The sequence below is a fragment of the Agrobacterium sp. 5Ca39 genome, from assembly GCF_055382365.1.
The window spans coordinates 1,087,653-1,111,887 of sequence record NZ_AP026437.1 but is presented as its reverse complement, the minus strand read 5'-3'; the positions used below and the strand labels follow the sequence as shown (position 1 = coordinate 1,111,887).

Annotated in this window: 21 protein-coding genes; 15 read left to right on the top strand and 6 right to left on the bottom strand. The window is 59.7% G+C overall.

Annotated features, from left to right (window positions below):
• Nucleotides 1-59: 59 nt before the first annotated feature.
• The 6 genes from ACZ47E_RS18800 to ACZ47E_RS18775 all read left to right on the top strand — a co-directional run bounded on the left by ACZ47E_RS18800 (nt 60) and on the right by ACZ47E_RS18775 (nt 7,025).
• Nucleotides 60-1,106, top strand: coding sequence for an alpha/beta fold hydrolase (locus ACZ47E_RS18800; RefSeq protein ID WP_022563955.1), 1,047 nt, complete (start codon nt 60-62; stop codon nt 1,104-1,106).
• 94 nt (nt 1,107-1,200) lie between these two features.
• Nucleotides 1,201-1,941: a response regulator gene (locus tag ACZ47E_RS18795; RefSeq protein WP_022563954.1), complete on the top strand. Its 741-nt coding sequence runs from the start codon at nt 1,201-1,203 to the stop codon at nt 1,939-1,941.
• Nucleotides 1,938-3,281, top strand: a complete 1,344-nt coding sequence (locus ACZ47E_RS18790; RefSeq protein WP_464017119.1) for an ATP-binding protein — start codon at nt 1,938-1,940, stop codon at nt 3,279-3,281. Before ACZ47E_RS18795 ends, ACZ47E_RS18790 begins: the two co-directional genes overlap by 4 nt.
• Nucleotides 3,282-3,397: 116 nt before the next feature.
• A complete protein-coding gene (locus ACZ47E_RS18785) occupies nt 3,398-3,814 on the top strand; it encodes an organic hydroperoxide resistance protein (RefSeq protein ID WP_108081350.1) in 417 nt (138 codons plus the stop codon).
• A gap of 289 nt (nt 3,815-4,103) precedes the next feature.
• Nucleotides 4,104-5,522: an aldehyde dehydrogenase family protein gene (locus tag ACZ47E_RS18780; protein ID WP_034497768.1), complete on the top strand. Its 1,419-nt coding sequence runs from the start codon at nt 4,104-4,106 to the stop codon at nt 5,520-5,522.
• A gap of 180 nt (nt 5,523-5,702) precedes the next feature.
• Nucleotides 5,703-7,025, top strand: coding sequence for an epoxide hydrolase family protein (locus ACZ47E_RS18775; RefSeq protein ID WP_034497770.1), 1,323 nt, complete (start codon nt 5,703-5,705; stop codon nt 7,023-7,025).
• 117 nt (nt 7,026-7,142) lie between these two features.
• On the opposite strand, the gene ACZ47E_RS18770 is transcribed toward ACZ47E_RS18775, so the two are convergent.
• The 3 genes from ACZ47E_RS18770 to ACZ47E_RS18760 form a co-directional block, all read right to left on the bottom strand.
• Nucleotides 7,143-7,349, bottom strand: coding sequence for a hypothetical protein (locus tag ACZ47E_RS18770; protein WP_034497773.1), 207 nt, complete (start codon nt 7,347-7,349; stop codon nt 7,143-7,145).
• A gap of 393 nt (nt 7,350-7,742) precedes the next feature.
• Nucleotides 7,743-8,723 carry an alpha/beta fold hydrolase gene (locus tag ACZ47E_RS18765; protein ID WP_034497775.1) on the bottom strand — a complete coding sequence of 327 codons (981 nt, stop codon included), beginning with the start codon at nt 8,721-8,723 and terminating at the stop codon, nt 7,743-7,745.
• A gap of 15 nt (nt 8,724-8,738) precedes the next feature.
• The gene (locus ACZ47E_RS18760) at nt 8,739-9,257 is read right to left on the bottom strand and encodes a Dps family protein (protein ID WP_034497777.1); all 519 of its coding nucleotides are present in this window, start codon (nt 9,255-9,257) and stop codon (nt 8,739-8,741) included.
• Between the two features lie 412 nt (nt 9,258-9,669).
• Here ACZ47E_RS18760 and ACZ47E_RS18755 point away from each other — a divergent pair, with 412 nt between their 5' ends.
• From ACZ47E_RS18755 to ACZ47E_RS18715, 9 genes are all read left to right on the top strand, one after another.
• Nucleotides 9,670-11,964: an FdhF/YdeP family oxidoreductase gene (locus ACZ47E_RS18755; protein ID WP_034497780.1), complete on the top strand. Its 2,295-nt coding sequence runs from the start codon at nt 9,670-9,672 to the stop codon at nt 11,962-11,964.
• A 198-nt stretch (nt 11,965-12,162) separates the two neighbouring features.
• A complete protein-coding gene (locus tag ACZ47E_RS18750) occupies nt 12,163-13,743 on the top strand; it encodes a PAS domain-containing sensor histidine kinase (RefSeq protein WP_107340434.1) in 1,581 nt (526 codons plus the stop codon).
• Nucleotides 13,736-14,392, top strand: a complete 657-nt coding sequence (locus tag ACZ47E_RS18745) for a response regulator transcription factor (RefSeq protein WP_107340433.1) — start codon at nt 13,736-13,738, stop codon at nt 14,390-14,392. Before ACZ47E_RS18750 ends, ACZ47E_RS18745 begins: the two co-directional genes overlap by 8 nt.
• A gap of 66 nt (nt 14,393-14,458) precedes the next feature.
• Nucleotides 14,459-14,833 (top strand): response regulator transcription factor, encoded by a 375-nt coding sequence (locus tag ACZ47E_RS18740; protein ID WP_004444449.1) that lies wholly within the window; start codon nt 14,459-14,461, stop codon nt 14,831-14,833.
• A gap of 274 nt (nt 14,834-15,107) precedes the next feature.
• Nucleotides 15,108-15,572: a hypothetical protein gene (locus ACZ47E_RS18735; RefSeq protein WP_022563945.1), complete on the top strand. Its 465-nt coding sequence runs from the start codon at nt 15,108-15,110 to the stop codon at nt 15,570-15,572.
• A gap of 1 nt (nt 15,573) precedes the next feature.
• Nucleotides 15,574-16,821, top strand: a complete 1,248-nt coding sequence (locus tag ACZ47E_RS18730) for an oxalate decarboxylase family bicupin (protein ID WP_022563944.1) — start codon at nt 15,574-15,576, stop codon at nt 16,819-16,821.
• A gap of 103 nt (nt 16,822-16,924) precedes the next feature.
• Complete coding sequence (locus ACZ47E_RS18725) at nt 16,925-18,037, top strand: FAD binding domain-containing protein (RefSeq protein WP_108081347.1); 1,113 nt, start codon at nt 16,925-16,927, stop codon at nt 18,035-18,037.
• Between the two features lie 95 nt (nt 18,038-18,132).
• Entirely contained in the window at nt 18,133-18,942 is an 810-nt protein-coding gene (locus ACZ47E_RS18720) for a cyclase family protein (RefSeq protein WP_022563942.1), read from the top strand.
• Nucleotides 18,943-19,023: 81 nt separating this feature from the next.
• Nucleotides 19,024-20,793: a tetratricopeptide repeat protein gene (locus ACZ47E_RS18715; RefSeq protein WP_464017118.1), complete on the top strand. Its 1,770-nt coding sequence runs from the start codon at nt 19,024-19,026 to the stop codon at nt 20,791-20,793.
• Nucleotides 20,794-20,840: 47 nt separating this feature from the next.
• Here ACZ47E_RS18715 and ACZ47E_RS18710 read toward each other — a convergent pair whose 3' ends face one another.
• The 3 genes from ACZ47E_RS18710 to ACZ47E_RS18700 form a co-directional block, all read right to left on the bottom strand.
• Nucleotides 20,841-21,539, bottom strand: a complete 699-nt coding sequence (locus ACZ47E_RS18710; RefSeq protein ID WP_108081346.1) for a glutathione S-transferase — start codon at nt 21,537-21,539, stop codon at nt 20,841-20,843.
• A gap of 54 nt (nt 21,540-21,593) precedes the next feature.
• The gene (locus ACZ47E_RS18705; protein ID WP_034497797.1) at nt 21,594-21,887 is read right to left on the bottom strand and encodes a hypothetical protein; all 294 of its coding nucleotides are present in this window, start codon (nt 21,885-21,887) and stop codon (nt 21,594-21,596) included.
• A gap of 172 nt (nt 21,888-22,059) precedes the next feature.
• A complete protein-coding gene (locus ACZ47E_RS18700) occupies nt 22,060-23,850 on the bottom strand; it encodes an ABC transporter ATP-binding protein (protein ID WP_108081345.1) in 1,791 nt (596 codons plus the stop codon).
• Between the last annotated feature and the right edge of the window lie 385 nt (nt 23,851-24,235).

The window sequence follows — 24,235 nt, the reverse complement described above, 5'->3', positions numbered from 1 at the left end:
TCGGGGATACACGTACAGCGTTAACTGCCTGTCATCCAAAAAGGACAGGAGAGACGAGAATGAATTCCGAGATCAATTTCCAGCGCCGCCGGTTCTTCGGCATTGCCGCAATGACTGTTGCCGCCGTAGAGTTCGGCGCGGCGGGCCTGGCCCAGGCCAAAGGCGAGGCGCCTTCAGCTACCCCGTCAGCACCAACAGGCGAAAAAACGTCCTTTGGGCCCCTGAAGCAGGTCAAAGCGGGTGTACTCGATGTCGGTTACGCCGAAGCCGGGCCCGAGGAGGGCCCGGTCGCTCTGCTGCTGCACGGATGGCCTTATGACATCTACAGCTATGTTGACGTTGCGCCCATCCTCGCTTCGGCAGGATATCGCGTGCTTATTCCCTATCTGCGCGGATACGGCACCACACGTTTTCTTTCTGATGAAACGGCACGCAACGGGCAGCAGGCAGCACTCGCGGTTGACATGATCGCCTTTCTCGATGCCCTTGGCGTGAGACAGGCCGTCGTGGCGGGCTATGACTGGGGCGCTCGCACGGCCGATATCATGGCGGCACTCTGGCCCGAGCGCTGCACCGGCCTCGTGTCGGTCAGCGGCTATCTGATCGGCAGTCAGGAAATCAACAAAAAGCCACTTCCGCCCAGGGCGGAACTTTCCTGGTGGTATCAGTTCTACTTCGCGACGGAACGCGGCCGTGCGGGTTACGCCGCGAATACCCGCGACTTCGTTCGCCTGATCTGGCAAACGGCCTCCCCGACCTGGAAATTCACCGACGAAACCTTCAATCGTTCCGCTTCCGCGTTTGACAATCCCGACCACGTGGCGATCACCATCCATAATTACCGCTGGCGGCTGGCACTTGCCGAAGGCGAAGCCAAATATGACGACTACGAGCGCCGGCTTGCGAAACTTCCCCTCATCACGATCCCGACGATCACGCTGGAAGGTGACGCCAATGGCGCACCGCATCCGGACCCCTCCACTTACGCATCAAGGTTTTCGGGCAAGTACCAGCATCGCAATATCAGCGGCGGCATAGGGCACAACCTGCCGCAGGAAGCGCCCGAGGCATTCGCCAAGGCCGTTCTCGACGTCGCAAAGCTTTAGGCTTGCCGAAGCCCGCGAACCGTTGTCTTACTGCTGTTGGCAGCGGGCAATGCAGTAGCGGGCCACTGAAACGTCCGCACGATGAAGGCATCCAATGGAACATATCGATCACATTCTCGTCGTGGACGACGACAGGGAAATCCGGGAGCTGGTTTCCAGCTACCTGAAGAAGAACGGCTTGCGAACAACGGTGGCTGCCGACGGACGGCAGATGAGAAGTTTTCTTGACGGCAATACCGTCGATCTGATCGTGCTCGACGTGATGATGCCGGGCGATGACGGTCTGGTTCTCTGCCGTGAGTTGCGGGCCGGAAAGCACAAGGCCACGCCGGTTCTAATGCTGACTGCCCGCGATGACGAGATGGACCGGATCATCGGGCTCGAAATGGGCGCCGACGATTATCTGTCGAAGCCCTTCGCCGCCCGGGAGCTTCTCGCACGGATCAAGGCAATCCTGCGCCGCACCCGGATGTTGCCGCCCAATCTGCAAATCAGCGAAGCGGGGCAGCTCCTGACCTTTGGCGACTGGCGTCTTGACACGGTGGGCCGCCATCTGCTGGACAGGGACGGTACGACCGTGGCACTGAGCGGCGCTGAATACCGGCTTCTCAGGGTGTTCATCGATCATCCCCAGCGCGTCCTCAACCGCGACCAGTTGCTGAACCTCACACAGGGGCGCGATGCCGAAATCTTCGACAGATCGATCGATCTTCTTGTAAGCCGCGTGCGTCAGCGGCTGGGAGATGATGCGCGGGAACCCACCTACATCAAGACGGTGCGTGCGGAAGGTTATGTCTTTTCCGTTCCGGTGGAGATTTCGGAGCCAAGGGCATGAAAGGCCGGCATCTGATTGCCGGCTGGTGGCCACGCTCGTTGCGGTCCAGACTCTTTCTCATCCTGCTTGCCGGGCTTGCCATTGCCTACGGGTTGTCGTTCAGCATCCTCTTTGCCGAACGGTATATGTCTGCCAAAGCAGTCATGCTCGGGACACTGGAGCAGGACCTTGCGGTATCCATCGCCATCATAGACCGCCTGCCTGCGGAAGAGCGGGCGGGATGGGTGAACCGCCTCGGCCGCAGCAACTACCAGCTCATACTCGGTCCGGGCCTTCCCGGCGTCGCCGACATGTCCGGGCGCGGGGCAGAAATCGCGCAGAGGATCGAAGAGGCCGCCGGGCACCGGTTTCCGGTCAGGGTGGAATCCATTCCCGGCGACGGCAAGAGGCTTCAGGCTCATCTGACGCTGTCGGACGGCTCGCCCCTGACAATTGACGTAACACCACGGGGTGTCATGCCCATCGCCGAATGGCTGCCCTACGTCTTCGCCGCACAAATGGCGCTTCTCCTCCTCTGCACCTGGTTTGCCGTGCGGCAGACGACCAGACCCCTCAGCGCGCTGGCAGCCGCGGCGGAAGCGCTCGATCCGGGGGAGAAGGGGTTGCCGATGAGTGAGAGCGGCCCGAGCGAAGTTGCCCACGCGGCTCGTGCATTCAACGCCATGCGCGATCGCGTCGCACAATATCTTGAAGAACGCGTGCAAATCCTCGCGGCGATTTCACACGACCTGCAGACGCCCATCACTCGAATGCGGCTGCGGGCCGAAATGGCTGATGATACGCCGGAAAAGGAAAAGCTGGTCAGTGACCTGCGTGAAATCGAACGTCTGGTGCAGGACGGGATCGCTTATGCGCGCAGCGCCCACGGCAACGGCGAGAAGTCCTCTCGCATCGATCTGGCATCCTTCATCGACAGCATCGCCTACGACTATCAGGATACCGGAAAGGCGGTCACGGTTTCAGGCATTGTGCGCGGCACGGCGTCTACAAAACCGCACGCATTGCGACGGATACTCACGAATTTCATAGATAACGCCCTCAAATTTGTTGGCAGTGCCGAAATAAAAGTGGATCGGCATGCTGAAGGCGCCGTTGTCATCACGGTGCTCGACAAAGGACCGGGCATTCCCGACGAGATGCTGCACAACGCCATGCAGCCATTCTTCCGGATTGAAACATCGAGAAATCGCGACACGGGCGGAACGGGCCTCGGGCTTGCGATTGCGCAGCAGCTTGCCGGAACGATCGGCGGCGCGGTACGCCTCTATAACAGGCAGGGTGGCGGGCTGGCGGCCGAGGTTTCTTTTCCCTCACACGAAGGCAGGCCGAGCACCTCGTAACGCGCCGATACGTTTCGATACAGTTTCGCGTTTTCCGGAAACATGGCCGATACGCTGATCCCTCACAAAGCTCCTATCGCAAAACGCCGCGGCAGCGGCAATCAAAGGAGCCTCCCATGACCAGAATCGAGATTGTTCTTTATACGGGCAAGACCCGCACGACCGGCGGCCGTGACGGATCGGCGCAAAGCGACGACGGCGCGCTTTCCATCAAACTCTCGCCTCCGGGCAGCGGCAAGCCGGGAACCAATCCCGAACAGCTTTTTGCGGCAGGCTGGTCGGCATGTTTCATCGGCGCAATGACAAAGGCAGCGGCCAGGCGCCAGCTTCGCCTTCCGGCTGACACCGCCGTCGATGCTGAGGTTGACCTCGGCACGACGGGTGGCGAGTTCTTCCTGCAGGCCCGCCTGTCCGTCAGCATGCCGGGCATCGATCGTGCCACGGCGCAGGCGATCGTCGAGGATGCGCACCAGATCTGCCCGTACTCCAAGGCAACGAGGGGAAACATCGATGTCACACTCAAACTCGCATAAACCGCTTTTCCGCCCGCGTTGGCTCGTCATCGCCCTCGTGCTCTCGGCAATATTCGCGGTGTCCTGTGTCTATGACGCAAGTTCAGACGAGCCTTCGCCGCTTGCGGGACTTCTGGGCGCGCTTTCAGCGATGTGACCCTGGGAGCGGCTCGGCGCATGTCGCAGCCGCTTCACACTTTCACCTCCGCGTGCCCCTCCAATCCACTTACGGAAGTTCCTTTGGGGGCAGTTCGCCGCGTTACGCTGCGACCATCGAACCGAACTTCCGACCTTCAATGAGGCCAGATCAATGCGAACAATAGAACAGATCTACGTCGACGGTGAATTTGTCATCCCGGTCGGCGATGAGCGGCTGGACCTTTTCAATCCGGCAACCGAAGAAAAAATCGGCGAGGTCCGTCTCGGCAACACCCATGATGCAAGGGCGGCGGTGGCAGCTGCAAAACGCGCTTTTCCGGCCATGGCGGCCTCGACCAAGATGCAGCGTATCGATATGCTGCGCAGCTTGCGCGATGTGGTCGCCGAGAGGCCGGATGAGCTTGCGCAAGCCATGACCGAAGAATACGGCGCACCCGCTTATTTTACGGCGTTCTCTGTTCAGAACGCCGCTTCAGTTTTTGATGTGATGGCCGAGACCGTTAGGAACTACGACTTTGACCGTGTTGTGGGCAAAAGCACGGTCAGGATGCTGCCCCGCGGCGTTCTTGCCGCTATCACACCTTGGAATAGCAATTTCGGATTTATCGCCACCAAGGTTGCCCACGCGATCGGCTCCGGTTCGTCCCTCGTCATCAAACCGGCAGAACAGAGCGCATTTCAGACGGATTTATTCCTGAGGAGGCTGCACCGGGCCGGCCTTCCGGCGGGGGTCTTCAATGTCATTAACGGCACGGGGCCCGTGGTCGGTGCGGCGCTGACGCAGAATCCCGACGTTGCGACCGTCAGTTTCACCGGCTCCACTCAGGCCGCAAAAATAATTCAGCGCTCCGCGATCGACGGCATGAAAAGATTGGTTCTTGAGCTCGGAGGAAAGGCGCCCACAATCATCCTTCCGGACGCCAACCTCGAAACGGCGATCCCTGTTGCCCTGATGTCAGGTTTTGCAAACAGCGGTCAGGCCTGCGTCGCGGGCACCCGCATCATCGCCCCTCGGTCCCGCCTTACAGAGATTTCGGAGAAGCTCCGGATGGAGACTGGGAAATTCAAGGTCGGCAACCCCCGCGATCCGGAGGTTCGGATAGGACCTCTCGCGAACGCTGCGCAGTGGGAGAGGATTCAGGCCTATATCCGACTCGGCATCGACGAAGGGGCGACCCTGCTGACGGGCGGCACCGGGCGGCCGGCTGGAATGGAAAAGGGCTGGTTCGCCCGTCCAACAATCTTTGCCGGGGTCAGGAACGACATGCGCATCGCCCGCGAGGAGATCTTCGGCCCGGTCCTCTGCCTTATTGCCTATGACAACGAAGACGAGGCCATCGAGATCGCTAATGACAGCGATTATGGACTTCAGGCATATGTGCTCGGATCCGACCTCAGGCGCGCCGAAAAAATTGCCGAAAGGTTGGTGGCAGGCCGTGTCGTCATCAACGGCGCTCCTCATGATCCCCGCGCGCCCTTTGGCGGTTTCAAACAGTCTGGCATTGGCAGGGAAATCGGTGCCTTCGGCCTCGATGGTATGCTCGAACCGCGCGCCATTCTCACTCCGTGACACCAATTTTTTCCAAGCCGATACCGGCGCGCTCCGGTCTGCTGCACGCCGCAGCGTCAGCCGTCTGAAAGCCGACGTTCGGTGACGCAACACCAGGTCGAACCTAGCAGCCGGGACACGAGCAACATCTACCAGTCTCGGGTGCGAATAATTGCAAAAACTCATCATATGGAGAGAAATATGACCTACATACTTCATCCGGCGGAAACCGGGCGCGGCACAGCGATGGTGCTTGGGTCTGCCATAGCCGTACTGATGGCCTTTTTCCCGGCCCTGGCAGCGGAAACTGCCAAACCATCCCAATCACAGACAGCCCGGGAAGACGATAGCATTCACCCGTTCCAAGTGCATATTGACCAATCACAGATTGACGACCTCAAGGCGAGAATCAAAAATGCACGCTGGCCGGACAGGGAGACCGCGGGGGATATCTCCCAGGGCATCCAGCTCTCGCGGGTTCAGGACCTCGTTCGATACTGGGGCAGCGCCTATGACTGGCGAAACGCCGAGAACGAGCTCAACGCATTGCCTCAGTTTATCACCAGTATCGACGGTGTAGACATCCACTTTATTCATGTGCGCTCACGCCACCCCAATGCCCTGCCTGTCATCGTTACCCATGGCTGGCCGGGTTCAATCTTCGAGTTCACGAAGGTTATCGGCCCGCTGACGGATCCGACCGCTTATGGGGGCAAAGCCGAAGACGCATTCGATGTGATCATTCCGTCGATACCCGGTTATGGTTTTTCAGGTCATCCAACAGATCTCGGCTGGGGACCGGATCGTGTTGCACGCGCTTGGGACGTTCTAGTGAAGCGTTTGGGCTACACACGTTATGTCTCCCAAGGTGGCGACCATGGCTCGGTCATTTCCGATGCTCTCGCACGCCAAGCTCCGAAGGGTCTGCTTGGCATCCACCTCAATATGCCGGCCACAGTTCCCGGAACGCTGATGAGGGGTATCAGCAGCGGTGACGCTGCGCCGGCAGATCTCTCGCCTCCCGAACGAGATGCCTACAACGCTCTGCAGACGTTTTTCGGCAGAAACGCTGCTTACGGCGCGATGATGGTCACGCGACCGCAGACGATCGGATATTCTCTCTCGGACTCTCCCATTGGTCTCGCATCGTTCATCTATGAGAAGTTCGCGCAGTGGAGCGACAGCAATGGTGAACCCGAAAGTGTTCTTTCAAGGGACGAGATGCTCAACGATATCACCTTATACTGGTTGACCAACAGCGGCGCCTCTGGCGCACGCTTCTATTGGGAAAACAACAACAACAACTTCAGCGCGGACGCCCAGAAGACCCGCGACATTAAGATCCCCGTCGGTATCACGGTGTTTCCCAAGGAGATCTACCAGGCGCCCGAGAGCTGGAGCAGGCAGGCCTATCCGTCACTCGCCTATTATCATCAGGTGGATCACGGCGGGCATTTTGCAGCCTGGGAGCAGCCCGATATTTTCTCCCGTGAGCTGCGGGAAGCTTTCCGAAAACTGCGCTGAATCCCGTCAGACAAGCGCGGGATCAGCCCGCGCTTCACCACCTATTGCGTCTGGTCTTTCTATAACGCAAAGAAGCCGCCCCCGATTTGGGGCGGCTTTATACCAAGCCGAGCCATTTCAGGCGGCAGCAGCAATCCGTTCCTTCATCCACTGATCCAGCGACAGTCGCAGGGTTAAACGTTCGACCTCATCGGTTGAGGCAATTCCAATCAGGTATCTTGCGGCATCGACGGCCATGGCGCAGCCGATCGGAAGACGATTATCTTCGCAAAACTCATTTAAAACCTTGCGGATCTCCAGGAGCGATACGACTTCGTTGGACATCACGGTTCTCCATACTTGATAGCGACGTTGTGCCAATCGATGGGCAAGTCTTGTGTCTGGAGTTTTTCGTCAAAAGCCGGGAATGTTACCCGGATGTAGTTTCACCGGTTTGCGATACAATAAACGACTGTCAACGGTGGCGATCGACGCACACGGCTGGCACTTTGGTGCTGGGACTTGACCGAGACTGCTTCAGCCCGGCGTCGCCCTCAATATCCCGCCCTGTTCTGCACGAGAGCGGAAGCTCAAGCTGGATATCCTCCATCTCCGGCAGGCTCGCGATCCCGTCACGAAGGAGAGGAGTTTCATCAGCTGGTCTGAACGGCATCGAAATCTCCTTCTCCGCGGGAACCGGCCGCCGCCCGCTTTCGCTGGCAGCGGCGCCTTACGCGATCAGCCTTTCACAAAAGCCAGCAGATCGGGATTGATAACGTCTGCATGGGTGGTGAGCATACCATGCGGGTAACCTTTATACACCTTCAGCGTCCCGTTCTTCAGAAGCTTGACCGACAATTCGGCGGAGGCCGCAATCGGCACGACCTGATCGTCATCGCCGTGAAGGACAAGCGTGGGCACCGAGATTGCCTTCAGGTCTTCCGTCTGATCGGTTTCCGAGAAAGCCTTCACGCCATCGTAATGGGCCTTGGCGCTACCCATCATGCCCTGACGCCACCAGTTCTGGATAACACCGGGATAGACCTTCGCGTCCGGACGATTGAAACCGTAGAAGGGGCCGGTCGGGACATCTAGGAAGAATTGGGCGCGATTATCGGCGACGCCCTTGCGGAAACTGTCGAAGACTTCGATCGGCAGGCCGCCGGGATTGGAATGCGTCTTCAGCATCAGCGGCGGAACAGCGGAGACGAGCACGGCCTTGGCGACACGGCCGTGCGGCTCGCCGAATTTTGCGACATAGCGGGCGACTTCGCCACCGCCTGTTGAGTGCCCGATATGAACCGCATTTCTGAGATCGAGATGTTCGACGACGGCAAAGGCATCGGCGGCGTAATGATCCATGTCGTGCCCATCGCTCACCTGCTCCGACCGGCCGTGGCCGCGGCGGTCATGCGCCACGACGCGATAACCGTTCTCTACAAAGAACAGCATCTGCGCGTCCCAGTCGTCGGATGACAATGGCCAGCCATGATGGAAGACGATCGGTTGGGCATCCTTCGGGCCCCAGTCCTTGAAATAGATATTGACGCCGTCCTTGGTCTTTACGAATGATTCAGTCATTGGAAATGCTCCTTCGGTGGGAGATGGGGTGGAGTTTGAAAAAGCTGTCGATGGTATGGCCATCGCCGTGGAAAGTGCCGCGCCCGCCAGCAGCAGGTGCCGTCTGGAAAGCGCGAGCTCGATGAGATTGCCGGCCATTTCCTTGTCCTGCGTTCAGCGCGCATGGCGCGTGGTTTCAAACAGAAACCATGTGCGCCGCTCGGTCTCGTCGATCCAGTTCTCGATCAGACTGGTGGTCGCGTGGTCGTTGAGGTCGGAGGTAAGGCTGTGCGTTTGCCGAAGGATGGCGGTCAGCTGTTTGTTATCCTCGCGCAGTTCGGCAAGCATATCCTCAGGCGTGACGAAGTCGGCGTCATTATCGAGGAGGCGCTGGAGGCGAGCGATATGTCCGATGGAGCGGATGGTGGTACCGCCGATCTTGCGCGCCCTTTCGGCGATGTCGTCGGTCATGGCAAAGATCTGGGCGCCCTGTTCGTCAAGCAGCGTGTGATAGTCGCGGAAATGCGGACCGGAAACATGCCAGTGGAAGTTCTTGGTCTTGACGTAGAGCGTAAAGACATCCGCCAGCAGGGCGGTCAACGCCGCGGCAATGTCGCGGCTTGCCTCCGCTCCGAGATCGGTCGGGGTTGCAAGTGGAAGCTTGCGGTTTCTGGAAGCTGTTGTCGTGTCCATGATCGTTCTCCTTTGGCACTTGACCGCCCGTTGTTGAGCGTCCCTGTTGCGGCTGTCTGATCGGCCTCGAGAATAGGGAGAAGAACGGGTGAGGAGAAATCGGCTGCTGGTACAGTCTACCCGATACCTAAGTGTAGTTTCGGCTAGCGCCGGCCCGGGATAACGTTTGCCCGTCGCCCCGCCCCTCGGCGATTGGCTCACAGAAGCCAGAAGCTCCGGCGTCCCCTCCCCGGAGCCGCGGATCTCCCTCCCGATCCGCAAAAGGCCGCCCCCGCCGCAGGAGGCGGCCTTTTCGTTTCGCCCTCTGGTGAGCAGGCAACCTATGCATGAGTATGATGTTTAAGCTTGCGTACGTGGGCTACCGTCGTTGCCCACGACAATCGCCAGGCTGCAAAATCGAAGGACTTCCTACATGACAGAACAACGCCCGGAAGGTATCGAAAAATATGATCATCCCGCCGGCGGCTGGGATGCGTTGAAAGCCGTCGCGAAAACCCTCGCCCACCAGCAGATCGTCGCCCAGGGCACCATGACGCTGCTCAAGGCAAATCAACCCGAAGGCTTCGACTGTCCCGGCTGCGCCTGGCCCGATCCCAAACACACCTCATCGTTCGAATTTTGCGAAAACGGCGCCAAGGCGATCACATGGGAATCGACCGCCAAACGATCCGGACCTGAATTTTTCGCACAGCACACGGTCTCCGAATTGTGGCAGTGGACCGACCACAAGCTCGAGGATGCCGGAAGGCTGACCCTTCCGCTACATTACAAAGCCGAGAGTGATCGCTATGAGCCGATCGCCTGGGACGATGCATTCCGCCTGATCGCGCAGGAGCTCAACAAGCTTGGTGACCCAGACATGGCGGAGTTTTACACGTCAGGCCGGGCGTCCAACGAGGCTGCTTTTCTCTATCAGCTTTTCGTGCGCGCCTTCGGGACGAATAATTTTCCCGATTGTTCCAACATGTGCCATGAGGCAACCAGCGTCGGCCTTCCGAAATCCATCGGCGTCGGCAAAGGCACAGTGACGCTGGAGGACTTCGATCATGCGGATGCGATCTTCAGCTTCGGCCATAATCCGGGCACCAATCATCCCCGCATGATGACGACGCTGCACAATGCCGCAAAACGCGGTGTGCCGATCGTCGTTTTTAATCCGTTGAAGGAACGGGCTCTGGAGCGTTTCGCCGCGCCGCAGGACCCGATCGAAATGGCGACGCTCTCTTCCACTCCGATCGCCTCCGCCTATTATCAGCTGCGCACCGGCGGCGATCTCGCCGCCCTGAAGGGCATCATGAAGGCAGTGTTTCAAATGGATGCGGAAAGCCTCGATGCAGGCGGAGCCGGCGCACTGGACCGGGCCTTCATCGAGCAACATACCTCAGGCCTCGACGTGCTGCGCAGCGATATCGACGCCACCTCATGGGATACGATCTGCTCGGTCAGCGGGCTGACGAGGGAGGCGCTAGAGAGCGCTGCCCGGGTTTACGTGAACGCCTCCAATGTCATTATCTGTTACGGCATGGGTATAACACAGCACGCCAAGGGTACGAGCAATGTCCAGCAGATTGCCAATCTATTGCTTCTGCGCGGCAATATGGGCCGCCAGGGTGCGGGGATAGCGCCCATTCGCGGTCATTCCAATGTTCAGGGCGATCGCACTGTCGGCATCACCGAAATCCCGAACAAGGCGCTGCTGGATGGCATGGAACGCGCCTTCGGTTTTCGCCCCTCCGCCGAAAAAGGCCACAATGCCATAGAAGCCGTCGAGGCAATCATCGCCGGAATATCCCGGGCGCTCATCTGCCTTGGCGGAAACCTCGCCGTCGCTATGTCGGATACCGCCGCGACCTTCGAAGGTATGCGCAAACTCGATCTCGCTGTCCACATTGCAACGAAGCTCAATCGCTCGCATCTTCTGACGGCACGGACATCGCTGATTTTGCCCTGTTTCGGGCGAACCGATCTGGATACACAAGCCTCCGGCCCGCAGGCGGTGACCGTCGAGGATTCCATGTCGATGGTGCATGCCTCACGCGGTTTCCTCAAACCGCCAGGCGAACTTGTGCGGTCGGAGCCCGCAATCATCGCCGGCATCGCCAAGGCAACCATCGGAAACCGTCACGGCATTGACTGGGACTGGCTGATTGCCGATTACGATCGCATCCGCGACAAGATCGAAGAGGTCTTCCCTGACTTCAGGGATTTCAATAGCCGGGTCCGCGTGAAGGGCGGCTTCCGCCTTGATGTCGCAGCCTCCTTCCGCCGCTGGAACACGGAGAGCGGCAAGGCCAATTTCCTTGTCGCCACCGGGATCGAGGAAGATCCGCTGATCTCCAATCCGGACGCCCTCGTGCTGACGACCATCCGCAGCCACGACCAGTACAATACAACGATCTACGGCATGGATGACCGTTATCGCGGCGTCTTCGGTCGCAGGGACGTCATCTTCATGAATCGGCAGGACCTCGCCGAACGGGGCCTGAAGGATGGCGACCGCATCGATATTCACGGTATCGCCAAAGACAGCGAGGGGCGCCACCTCGTTCAGGGTTTCACGGCTGTTGAGTACGATATCCCGAAAGGCTCGGCAGCGGGTTATTATCCCGAGATGAATGCGGTGGTGGCGCTAGACCGTTATGATCGCCTTTCGGGAACGCCCTCCTATAAAGGCGTACCGATTACGGTGAGTGCAGCAGCTGTCTGACGAGCCAAGGGCCGGTGCGCATTGCAGAGGCCATGGGTGCCTGTGGACGACAGGTCCTGGATGCATATTTTTGCATATGGCCCCGCACCCATTTCCCGCTATCCTGATGTTAAGAGGGCGGTGGCAACCAAGACCTATGTATAGGTCAGGTTGTGCTGAAAAAACCGTATTGTCGGCAAAAATCGCATCGGGGGAACAATGTCGATTGCGTCAATGATGTTTCGCGCGAGAGAGCCGGAGGATGGAGCCCACCATCTGTTTTTTGGAGTTGGCGCGCTGGTGCTGGCAGCAGGTGTATTTTACGTCGACACCTATACCGACATAGAAGGCGCGATCGCCGTTCTTTATGTGATCACGGTTCTTCTGGCCGCGCAGGCCGTGAGCTGGTCAGGACTCATCGCGACCTCCTGCACCTGCGCCATTCTATCGCTGCTGTCCTATGCGGCGACCCATGCGCAGGACGCCGACTTCCAGTCTGCCCTTCGATTGGTGGTCGCCCTTGCAGCGCTGGCCGTTACCACCATGCTGCTGCTGAAAACCGAAACCGCGCGGCTGGCGATGCTGTCCGTCAACGCGGCGCTCAAAGAAAGCGAGGAGCGCTATCGCTCCATTTTCGACCGCACGCGCGTAGCGCTCTGGGAGCGGGACTATTCGAAGCTTCACGCCCTGTTGATGGGCCTCAAGCAACAGGGCGTCACCGATATGCGCGCCCACGCACGCGCCAATCCGGGTTTTACGCAGCAATGCATCGACCTCATCACGGTCGTTGCGTCGAATGAGGCCGGAAAGGAAATGCTCGGTTACGACTCCTCTCTGCGCGGAACCCTTCAGCGGTCGATCGTTTCGTCTTCCGGAAAATTCGTCGATGTCCTGCAGGCGATCATCGACAACCGGCGTGTTTTTGAAGACAAGGTGGTGGTGCGCACGGAAAGCGGTGAAGACAAGCTGGTGCTTCTTTCCATCAGCTTTCCGGCCGAGGCCGCCGCCTTCAATCGCGTGGTGGTGAGCATGGTGGATATCACTCAGCGCGAAATGGCGCTGAAGGCGCTGGCCGAAGCACAGGCGGAGCTGACGAAGGCTTCAAAGGCCGCGGCGGTGGGCGCCATGTCGGCATCACTCTCCCACGAATTGAACCAGCCGCTTGGGGCCATCATCGTCAATGCACAGACATTGCTGCGGTGGCTCGATCGCGATCCGCCGGATCTCGCCGCGGCCCGCCGTTCGGCCGAACGCATGATCCGTGACGGCCAGCGCGCCAGCGACATCATCCAGAACACACGCAGTCAGCTCGCCCATACCAGCGGCAAGACGGAAACCTTCGATCTTGATGAGTTCATTGACGAAACGCTCAGCCTTCTCGAACACGAGCTCGAGCGCAGCGGCACCGCCGTCCACGTGGATAAACAGGCCACTCCGCCAATAACGGCCGTCAGGATCGAATTGCAGCAGGTCCTCATCAACCTTCTGACAAATGCCATTCAGGCGATGGAAGAGGCAGGCAGCACCAATCGCACCATCACGGTGCGGAAAGAACGTGAAGACGGTCACAATATCCATATTGCCGTTCACGACAATGGACCGGGTTTCCCCGCGCAGATGAAGGAAAAGCTGTTTTCACCATTCTACACGACAAAGGAGACAGGGATGGGCATGGGGCTATCGATCTGCCGCACCACTCTGGAAGCGCGCGGCGGCAGGCTGACCGGTGATAATCACCCCCTCGGCGGGGCGGTCTTCACCATTTCCATGCCGATCAGCCAGGAGATGGACCATGCCTGACCCACGCAAGCAGGCGAAGGAGCCACCCCAACCCGTCGTTTTCATCGTCGACGACGACGTGTCGATGCGTGAGGCGCTGACCGATCTGTTTCGCTCCATGAAGTTTGATGCCGAAGCTTTCGACAGCGCCACCGCCTTCCTCGAAAAAGCCAATCTGAACCGGCCGGGTTGCCTGCTGCTCGATGTGCGGCTTCCGGGCATCAGCGGCCTCGACTTCCAGATGCAGCTGGAACGCGTCGGCAACAGGATGCCGATCATTTTCATGACCGGCTTCGGCGATATCCCGATGAGCGTGCGGGCGATGAAAGCCGGCGCCGTGGATTTCCTGACAAAGCCCTTCAAGGAACAGGACATCCTGGACGCCGTCGCGGCCGCGATGGAACGGGATGCATCACGACGCCGCGAAAGCGCCCAGAACGAGGCCGTCGCCTCCCTTGCCGAACAACTGACGCCGAGGGAACGCGAGGTCATGAACGCCGTCGTTCGCGGTCTGATGAACAAGCAGATCGCCTATGAGCTAGGCATCAGCGAAGTCACGGTAAAACTGCACCGCGGCAATGTGATGCGCAAGATGGAAGCGAGATCGGTCGCCGATCTCGTTCGCAAGGCGGAACTGATCGGCGAGAAGATGCGCCCACCTGTATCTTAGTATGGTATCTTTGAGGGCGGCATGGGCGCATAGAGGAAGAAAGAAAAACAGAAAAGGTCGCTTTCATTGCCCCCCGTTCCCGTCATTGCCGTCGTTGACGACGACCCTGCCATCCGTGAAGCCATGGACGATCTCATCATGTCCTTCGGTTACCAATGCCGCCTGTTTGCTTCTGCCGAACAGTTTCTGGACGCGCAGCAGCAGGCGGACATTGACTGCATCGTTGTGGATGTGAAGATGCCCGGCCTCTCAGGCATCGAATTGCAGAGTGAATTGAACCGGCGCGGCGAGCATGCGCCGATGATTTTCGTGACCTCCTACGAGGATGACCGCACCCGCAACGCCGCCCTGAGCGGCGGCGCCCTCGCCTTTCTGCGCAAGCCGGTCAATATCGGCAAACTGATGGGATGCCTGGAATCGGTTCTCGGACCGCAGCCCTGACCTTCGGTTGACGCCTGGCGAAGACAGCCTTTCATCACGCGAGGCCTCTTCCTTCGAACCCTGTTTTTTATGCCCCGGCCCCGTGCCGCCAGGGCACGCATTGCCGTTGACGGAATTCCTCCCGGCGTTTGCCATACCGCCACGACCTTCCGCCATACCAACTAGACCTCTGTATAGGTGCCCGCAGCGCTGACCCGCCGTAGCCTTGTCCCAGTCAAACGCCTCCCTCCCGGACGGTCCTGACGACACGATCATCCATTTTGAGGAGCAGGGCATGACCTCCATCAGTCAGAAGACAGACGAGCGCAAACCTCGACATCTCAAGCTCGCAACGGTGCTGGCATTGGGCGCGACCGCAGTGCTCGCCGGCAACGCTCTCCTGATCAGGAATACCGAGCCGGCGCTTGCCGCCTCTGAAAACGTTGCATCGGCCAGCGCCTTCCGCATCCTCACGCCGCAGGCGATCGACAGGCTGGCCGGACTTTCGGGTCCTGTTGCTCCAGGGGAGGATGCGGCAACAGGCGTGTCAGCTCCGGCAGATGACGAAACGTCCTGCATCGCCATCCGCGCCGCCCGAAAAACGGACCGGTACGAGGCGCTCGAGCCAAAAGCCTTCTGTCAACTGCAGCACCGTCTCTTCAATGCCGAGCTGATTGATCGCATTGCCGCGCTCCAGCTCGCATCACAACCCGACGATACCGGTACCTCGTCGCAACTCGCCATGAACAAGGAGTTCTGAAATGGAAGCTTTGACCAGACGCGCAGTCCTCGCAATCGGCGCCGTCGGCGGCACCGCGCTTGCCGCCAGCACCGCCGGTGCTGCATCTTTCGGCAATCCCGATCAGCCTGCGGAGGGAGCAATCAACGCCGATGCCGCGGGGCTCAGCGATCCCGGCCCGAAGAACCCTGTTATCAACGACCAGTTCCCCTCCTTCCAGAGCCCGCCCGCGACGGATGTCGGCGACATGCAGCTCTTCTGGGGTTCGTTCAACAATGCCGCCAAGCGTATCCAGAACGGAGGCTGGGCACGTCAGGTGACCAAATCCGATTTCGCGATTTCGGATGCCGTGTCCGGGGTCAACATGCGACTGGGACCGGGCGGCATTCGCGAGATGCACTGGCACCGCGCCGCAGAATGGGCGATCATGACCAATGGACGCTGCCGTATCACCGTGCTCGATACCGAAGGCCGTGCTTATGTCCAGGACGTCGAGGCCGGCGATCTCTGGTATTTTCCGGCCGGTTATCCCCATTCGCTGCAGGGACTTGGTCCCGACGGGTGCGAATTCGTCATTGTGTTCGACGAAGGCGACCAGTCCGAATACGGCACCCTGCTACTGACGGACTGGCTGGCACATACCTCACCTGAACTGCTGGCGAAGAATTTCGGCGTCGAGCAGGATGTGTTCCGCAATATTCCACTGCAGAACCTCTGGATTTTTCAGGGCAAGGAGCCTGGACCTCTCTCCAGGGATCAGGAAGCCGTTGCCGGTGCAGGACTTCCCCCTCACCCCTTTACTTACAAGCTCACGGCCTCCAAACCGCTGAAGGAAAACGCTGCTGGCGTCATTCGCCTTGCCGACAGCAGCGCCTTTACCGTGTCCAAAACCATCGCCGCCGCCATCGAAACGATCAAGCCCGGCGGGGTGCGCGAAATGCACTGGCACCCCAACGCGGACGAATGGCAATACTGGATCAAGGGTGAAGGCCGGATGACCGTGTTCGACGCCGGTCCGCGCAGCCAGACCGCCGATTTCCGCGCCGGCGACATTGGCTACGTGAAACGGAGCCAAGGCCACATCATCGAGAATACCGGCAAGACCGACCTGCAGTTCGTCGCGGTCTTCAAGACGGCAGAGTATCAGGAAGTCAGCCTCTCTTCCTGGCTCACGCATACCCCGCCGGCGCTCGTTGCCCAGCACCTGAATGTCAGCATCGAGGATGTCGCCAGGTTTCCCGCAAACCAGCCGGCAATCATGCCAGGCTGAACATCCTCTCCTTCAGTAGGGCCGGCGTATCCGATCCGCCGGCCTTCTCCCGTCGAGACAGAACGAACAATTGCCAGGTCGATATCGAAAGGCAGGTACGGCCATGAAACCACTGAAAATCCGCATCGCTGGCGGTTCGCTTGCCGGTCTTTTCACCGCGATACTGCTTCAGCAGGACGGACACGATGTAAAGGTCTACGAACGCTCGTCATCCGGGCTTGCCGGGCGCGGTGCGGGACTGGTGCCTCAACAGGACCTGTTCGACGTTCTGAGGGAAATCGGCTGCGAAGACGTTGCCCAGATCGGTGTGGTTGCGAAGGAGCGCATCTACCTCGATGCCGGCGGGCACATTGCCCAGCGCCAGCAAACGCCGCAGATGCAGGTCTCATGGGACTACCTCTTTGAGAGAGTATCCTCACGCCTCCTCTCCGATACCTATCGTCTCGGCCATCACGTCAACGCTGTTCGCGAAGACCCGCAGGGAGTGACGCTCTCCTTTGCCGATGGCATGGAGGAACGTGCTGACCTCGTTATCGGCGCGGATGGTGTGGGTTCGGCCATCCGCAGCGCCGTCAACCAGCATTCGGAAAACGCCTATGCGGGCTACGTCGCCTGGCGCGGGCTGATCCCCGAAACAAGACTGCCTGCCGACGCCGCCCTGCTGCTGGACCGTTTCGCCTTCTACATCACGTCCGGAATTCATGTTCTTGGTTATCTCGTGCCGGGATCGCGCGGCGAGACCCGGCAGGGACAGCGTCGCTATAACTGGGTCTGGTATCGTCCAACGCCTGCCGAAGATCTCGCCCGAACCTTCACGGGCCGGGACGGCAGGCATTTTGAGCATTCCCTCCCCCGCGGCGAGCTCTCCGGCAGCCGGAGGACGCAACTGCGCGAAGAGGCTTTTTCCCTTCTGCCGCCGCAAATGGCGCTTGCCGTGGACGTAGAGGAGACGCCATCGATCCAGGGGATTTTTGACTACGAGGCGGAACACATGGTCTCCCAGCGTATCGCCCTGGTCGGAGATGCCGCCTTTGTCGTTCGTCCTCACACGGCAATGGGTGTCTCAAAGGCGGCAGGCGATGCAATGGCGCTACGCGACGCCCTGCGGCAAACGGACGACCTTCCTGCCGCCCTTGCGCGGTATCAGAACACCCGCCTGCCAGTGGGCAAGGCAATCGCCGCCTATGGACGCCGACTTGGCGAAACCGCGATGTGAATACGGGTGAAAAATCGGCCACGCTCCCGCCTTGCGCCCCTGCGTGTTTGCGTTACGCTTGCAACCGGGGAATTTCTCATTGGAGGGAATAAGGCATGTGCAATAGCTGCGTGATCGAGAACGTCAAACAGAACATGCTGTCACGGCGTCTGCTGTTCAAGGGTGCAGTGGCGGGTGTAACGGCGATGGCGGCGGGAAGCCTCGCGGCCCCGGTTCTGGCGCAATCGCCCAGACAGGTCGTCGATCTCACCCATACCTACGATTCCACGTTTCCGACGTTCGATGGAAAACCCGGCATTGAGATGGAGTGGGCAGCAGATATCGCCAAAAGCGGCTATCAACTCCATAAGCTGACCATCTTCGAACACACCGGAACGCATATCGATGCGCCTTTCCACTTTAGCGCAGACGGCGCCAGCGTCGATCAACTCGAGCCGCAAAAGCTCGTCGCCCCTCTGGTCATCATCGACATTACGGATCGCGCGAGGGAGGACGCCAATTCCACGGTCGAGGCAGGCGACATCGAACGCTGGATATCGGAAAATGGCGACATTCCGGCAGGCGCAATCGTGGCTTTGCGCTCCGGCTGGGCAACGAAAGTGAAAAGCCCGGCCTTCCGTAATGACGATGCCGGAAAATTTGCCTTCCCCGGCTTCGGCAAGTCGGCCACCGACCTCCTGCTCACGCTGGATACAGTCGCCATCGGCGTCGACACACTCTCGCTGGATCCGGGCAATTCTGCAGACTTCGCTGTCCATAATTCCTGGCTACCTGCTGGGCGCTACGGGATCGAGGGACTGAACAATCTGGAAGCACTGCCGGCCAAGGGGGCGACCATCATCGTCGGCGCGCCTGCCCACCGAGGCGGAACAGGCGGACCAGCCCGTATTTTGGCTCTGGTCTGACGCCGGTAGAGTTTGCCGCAAACCCGAAATCCGAGACGGATACCATCCGCTTGCCATCGCAGGTACAAAAGGGATTCTAAAATGAAAGGCCTTCGGAAGACCCTCGTTTTGCTCCTTTCGCCATGCCTGTTGAGCGGGGTTCAAGCTCTTGCCGCCGACAGCGTGGTCGTTCCCGCCTACGCCCCGGAAACGGGGGTGGAATATCTCTACCGTTCCCATAGAACCACCTCCACCGACATGTCGTTGTGGTTCGACAGGCCAGCAGCGATCATGCGCGGAGATTTTCGGCAGCGCATGACGGTCCTGTCGCGGGATGCGGAGGGTATGCGCGTGCGCTGGTCCCTCAGCGCAGATTTGCCTCAGGACGCCGAAGGCGCTGCAGACACTTACGCAATGAACGCTCTCTATCGGAACACTCTGTCGGCCTATGGCGTCCGGCAGGTGGAATATGAAGCGGGACTTAACGGCTTTCCTGGCAAACTCGTCGGATTGGATGCGATCCTCGGCAACCTGCACAGCACCTCGGTTGTCGGACCGGATGGCAGCGTTGCGAACCAGCCAGCGGGTTTGCGCGATATTGTCGAGGGCATCAAAAGCAATCCAATCCTGGTTATTCATAATCTCGCACCGGAGGCAGAGCTTCTTTCCATAGTACAGGAGCAGGATAGTTCCACATACGAGATCGGCCAGTCAGGTACGGCGTCGGTGGTGGAATATGCACGGGGAACGCCCATTCCCGTCGCCATCGAATGGACGCTCGAGACCGCAGATATCTCCGGACAAACCGCCACCTTCAGCCTCCAAAAAACCTACGATCGCGTTGCGCTCCAGCAATCACAGGCTTCTGCGGTGGAAGGAGTGATCTCAAGCTTCGGTGAAAAGGCCAAACAACTTGGCGACGAGCAACTGGCGGCCGCCAGAAACGCAAGCAAAAACGTGCAGATGACTGTCGTCATGTCACTGCGCGATGGATCGACCCTCGAAGCGACGGAAACCGTTTTGGCGGAAAGCGGCGGCATTAAAATCATGACCCAAACCCATGTATGGCGTGAGGACCTGCCACGAAATCTGCCAGACCTGCCCGACTGGAACAGTCACACCGTATCTGCAGCCTCCATTGATCCGTTGCCGGAACGTGGCGCCAATGCTGCGGCCCTCACGTCAGGCCTTACCGCGCCAACGGCACTTGAAGAAGGCCAGGCGGCCTATGACAGCGGCAATTATGGCGCCGCCCTGCGCTCGTGGAAACCGCTCGCCGATGGGGGAAGCGCGGCCGCGCAATATAAGGTTGCCGTTCTTTACCAGGCGGGTCTGGGCGTCGACCGTGATACGGCACTCGCCGCCGCATACATCCGCAAAGCGGCGGATCAGGGCTGGGCGGAAGCGCAAAGCAGCCTTAGCGATCTCTATGCGGTCGGCCAGGATGTTCCGCAGGACCTGGAACTCGCCGTGTCCTGGGGCCGCAACGCAGCAGAACAAGGGCTGGCTGTCGCCCAGTACAATCTGGGGTACAGCTACGAAAGCGGCCAGGGTGTCGCTCAGGATTATGCAGAGGCGTTGATCTGGTATCGCCGTGCCGCCGATCAGGGTTTCGCAACCGCTCAGTACGCTGTTGGCCTGCTCTACGATCAGGGTCTCGGCGTTACCCGCGACTATGGTGAAGCAGTCAGCTGGTATAAAAAAGCCGCCGATCAGGGGCTTGCCGTCGCCCAGGGCAATCTAGGGAACATGTATGCAATGGGACATGGCATTGCGCAGGATCGGGCCGAGGCCATCACATGGTTCCGCAAGGCCGCCGATCAGGGACACGCGACTGCGCAGGAATCGCTAAAAAGGCTGGAGCAACCCTAGCTGCGGCCGGGTCGCCTTCTGACCGGGGGACGATGATGCCCCGGTCCTCAGCCAGCTACTTTCCGTAGCGATTTTTCAATCTGCCCACCGCAATAAGCGTCGCCATAGTCGTCAAAGGCGCGGCGGCTCAGGGGGGCCAGCGGGGCCGTCTCTTTCATTCGGCTGGAATAGGCCCAGATGACGGGTGAAGTATCCTCGATTATGCGCCTGATGACTGGAAAGCGGTCTGCAACTGTCGTCCAGAGAATGGCCGTGACGACATCTGCGACGCCGGGTGTCTCCGTTCCCAGCATGAACCCCGAATCGCCGGTAAGACCGTGTCTCGCTCCCGTATCCTCGAAAATGCGGATCCACTCCTGCAACCGGGGAACGAACGCCTCCCATTTTTCAGGGGTCCACATCTCGCGCCCACCGTCGAGCGTCAGTTCATCGATCACATCGTTGGCGTCGTTTACGATCTTGGCAGTGAGCGCGCGTCCCTCGGCGCCCGGCGGCAGAAGCTGCAACCGCTCGCCGAGATAGAGGGCGATTGCGGGCATCTGCGAGAGAGCGAAATTGCGCTCTCGATCGATCAGCACCGGCGGTCCCACGAAAGCTATGGGCTGCTTGCCGGCATCACGGCCCATGATCTCCTCGATTGCACCGGCATCGTGTTCGTCCCAGGTACACCCGCCATGCGCTAGAATTCCACGAATGAACTGGCCTCGGAACGGGACCGGCCAGTAATAGAGTTCGAAGTTGCTCATTGCGGGCTCCTCATTGCGGTGCGCGGCGCGGGCGGCAGGTACGGAATAGGGGCATCACCGGTGTGAAACGCGGATCGCACCGGCGTCACCAAGGCTGCGCTGGACAGCCGCAATCCGGCTGGATGCAATATCGGCGGACACCTCGATCTCTCCCTCATGCGGCGCGTCGCTGCGAGGCAGGTCACCACGTGAAGATTGGGTGCCGGTCGTGTTCTGCTCTGATGTGGACTGGATGAAGATATCTGGACGGGAGATCCCGTGCTGCTGGACCAGATGCTCGACGGCGATATCGGCTGCCTCGCGTGTCTCGAAAATGGCGCGAATGGTGACGGTGGCATCTTCGGCCATGGCTGTTCTCCCTTCAGGCTTAACTCACCCCCCCAAACGCCCGGAGAGGCTGGTGGTTTCCAGCCTCCATCAGTTTTTGCTCGGAGATACGGGTCCGTAGCGGAAAAGTCGTGCACGGATCGACGATGCGGCACGGCAACGCCGGAGCATCACTTGCTCCGGCATTGCTTTGTCACGCGACCAAACCCTTGGTAAGTTCCAGGGCCTGCCGCTCGAACAACCGGCGATAAATGCCGTTATTGAGCCGGATCAGCGCCTGATGGTCGCCCTCTTCAACGATCCTGCCCTTGTCGAATACGAGCAGACGGTCCAGCGCCCTGACGGTCGAAAGCCGGTGGGCGATGACCAGCGTGGTGCGCCCTTCCATCAGGCGTTCCATGGCCCGCTGGATCTGCACCTCGCTTTCGCTGTCGAGGCTTGAGGTTGCCTCGTCAAGGATCAGCACCGGCGCATCCGCCAGGAAGGCGCGGGCGATCGCGACCCGCTGGCGCTCCCCGCCCGACAGCTTGACGCCACGTTCGCCCACCATGGTCTCATAGCCCTTGGGCAGGGACATGATGAAGTCATGGGCGCTGGCCTGTTTCGCCGCCTGCTCGATTTCGCGCCGCGACGCGTCCGGCCGGCCATAGGCGATGTTTTCCGCCAGTGTGCGATGAAACAGGATCGGCTCCTGCTGCACGATGGCAATCTGCCCTCGCAGGCTCGCCTGGGTGACATCGGCAATGTTCTGCCCATCGATGCGGATTGCACCGGACCTGATATCGTAGAGGCGCTGGATGAGCTTGACGAAGGTCGTCTTGCCAGAGCCGGAGTGGCCGACCAGTCCCACACGCTCACCGGGTTTTATGGTGACTGAGAAGTCATCATAAAGCGGCGTGGCGTGCGCGCCATACTGGAAGGTGACGTGATCGAAAACGATCTCGCCTTTTCCAATATAAATCGGTTTCGCATCCGGCCGGTCCTCGACGCCAAGCGGCATCTTGGAAAGCAGCACCAGCTCTTCCATATCGTTGACGGCGCGCTGCAGGTTGCGGATATCCTGCCCCACGTCCCGCAGATATCCCTGCAGCACGAAGAACATGGCCAGCACGAAGGTGATGTCGCCCGGCGTCGCGAGCCCCTGTCGCCACATGATGAGGCCGGTGCCGAGAATGCCGGCCTGCATGGAAACCATCATGAAGCTCTGGATCGTGCCGTTTATCGTGCCGCGTTTCCATGTCCTGCGCGTGCGGTTATCCCACTTCACCAGCACCTGGCCGAGCCGTGTTTCTTCACGCGTTTCCGCGCCAAAGGCCTTCACGACCGAATTGCAGCTGATGGCATCCGCCAGCGCGCCGCCAAGCCTCGTATCCCAGGCATTGGCAAGCCGTGCGGCCGGCGAAACATATCCCATGGAAAGCCCCACCGTCACACCGACATAGATCAGCGAGCCGAGACCGACGATCAGGCCCATGACGGGCCAGTAACTGCCGAGAACGATGGTGGCGCCCACCAGCATGACGAGCGATGGCAGAAGCGCAATGAGCAGGAGGTCATTGAGCGAATCGAGCGCCCACATGCCACGCGTGATCTTGCGCACCGTGGAGCCGGCAAAGCTGTTCGCGTGCCAGTCCGTGGAGAAACGCTGCACCTTGTGAAAACCGTTATTGGTAACATCCGCCATGGTTTTCAACGTCAGCCGGATGATGCCGTTGAAGATGAACCAGCGCAGCGCGACGCTGGTCAGCCCCAGCGACACCACGATGACGAAGGCGCGCAGCGCCTGATCCGCCCCATCACCCCCGGCGATGGCATCGACGATCCGCCCGGAGAAGACCGGCACCATGACTTCGGCCAATGTGCTGGCGATGACCAGAACGATGATGAACCCCACCAGCGCCGGCCGGTGGCTCCAGTGGTGAAAGACAAAGCCGAGCACATGGCGATAGGCATCGGCGCGGAAATCGAGCTTCTTGCGAGACATTTTTACCAGCACGGCGCCATTCTGCTCGGCGACCGGTCCTTGAAATGGAAGTTGGAAGGCACAGCCCGGGCGGGAGACAAAATGATCCCGTCAGATCAATCGGACTGTGAAGGAAAACAAAACCGCATGTCGGGCGCGCAAAAGGCGGGCCGCGAATGGATATGACCTAGTGTCTGGTCATTCCCTGCGGGAGGATTTCGATGAATGCTGGTGTCATGCAACGCCTCCCTTGGTTCGATCTGACGCGGTAAAGAAATTTCTAGCTGAACCTGGCAGACTTGCCAAGCCGGTTTTTGCAACCTTGTGGCAAGTGATGCGAAAACGCCACATTGGCGCTTGGCGACTATATAAGTGGCCGATGCGGCCCGGTCACGGCCTTATGATG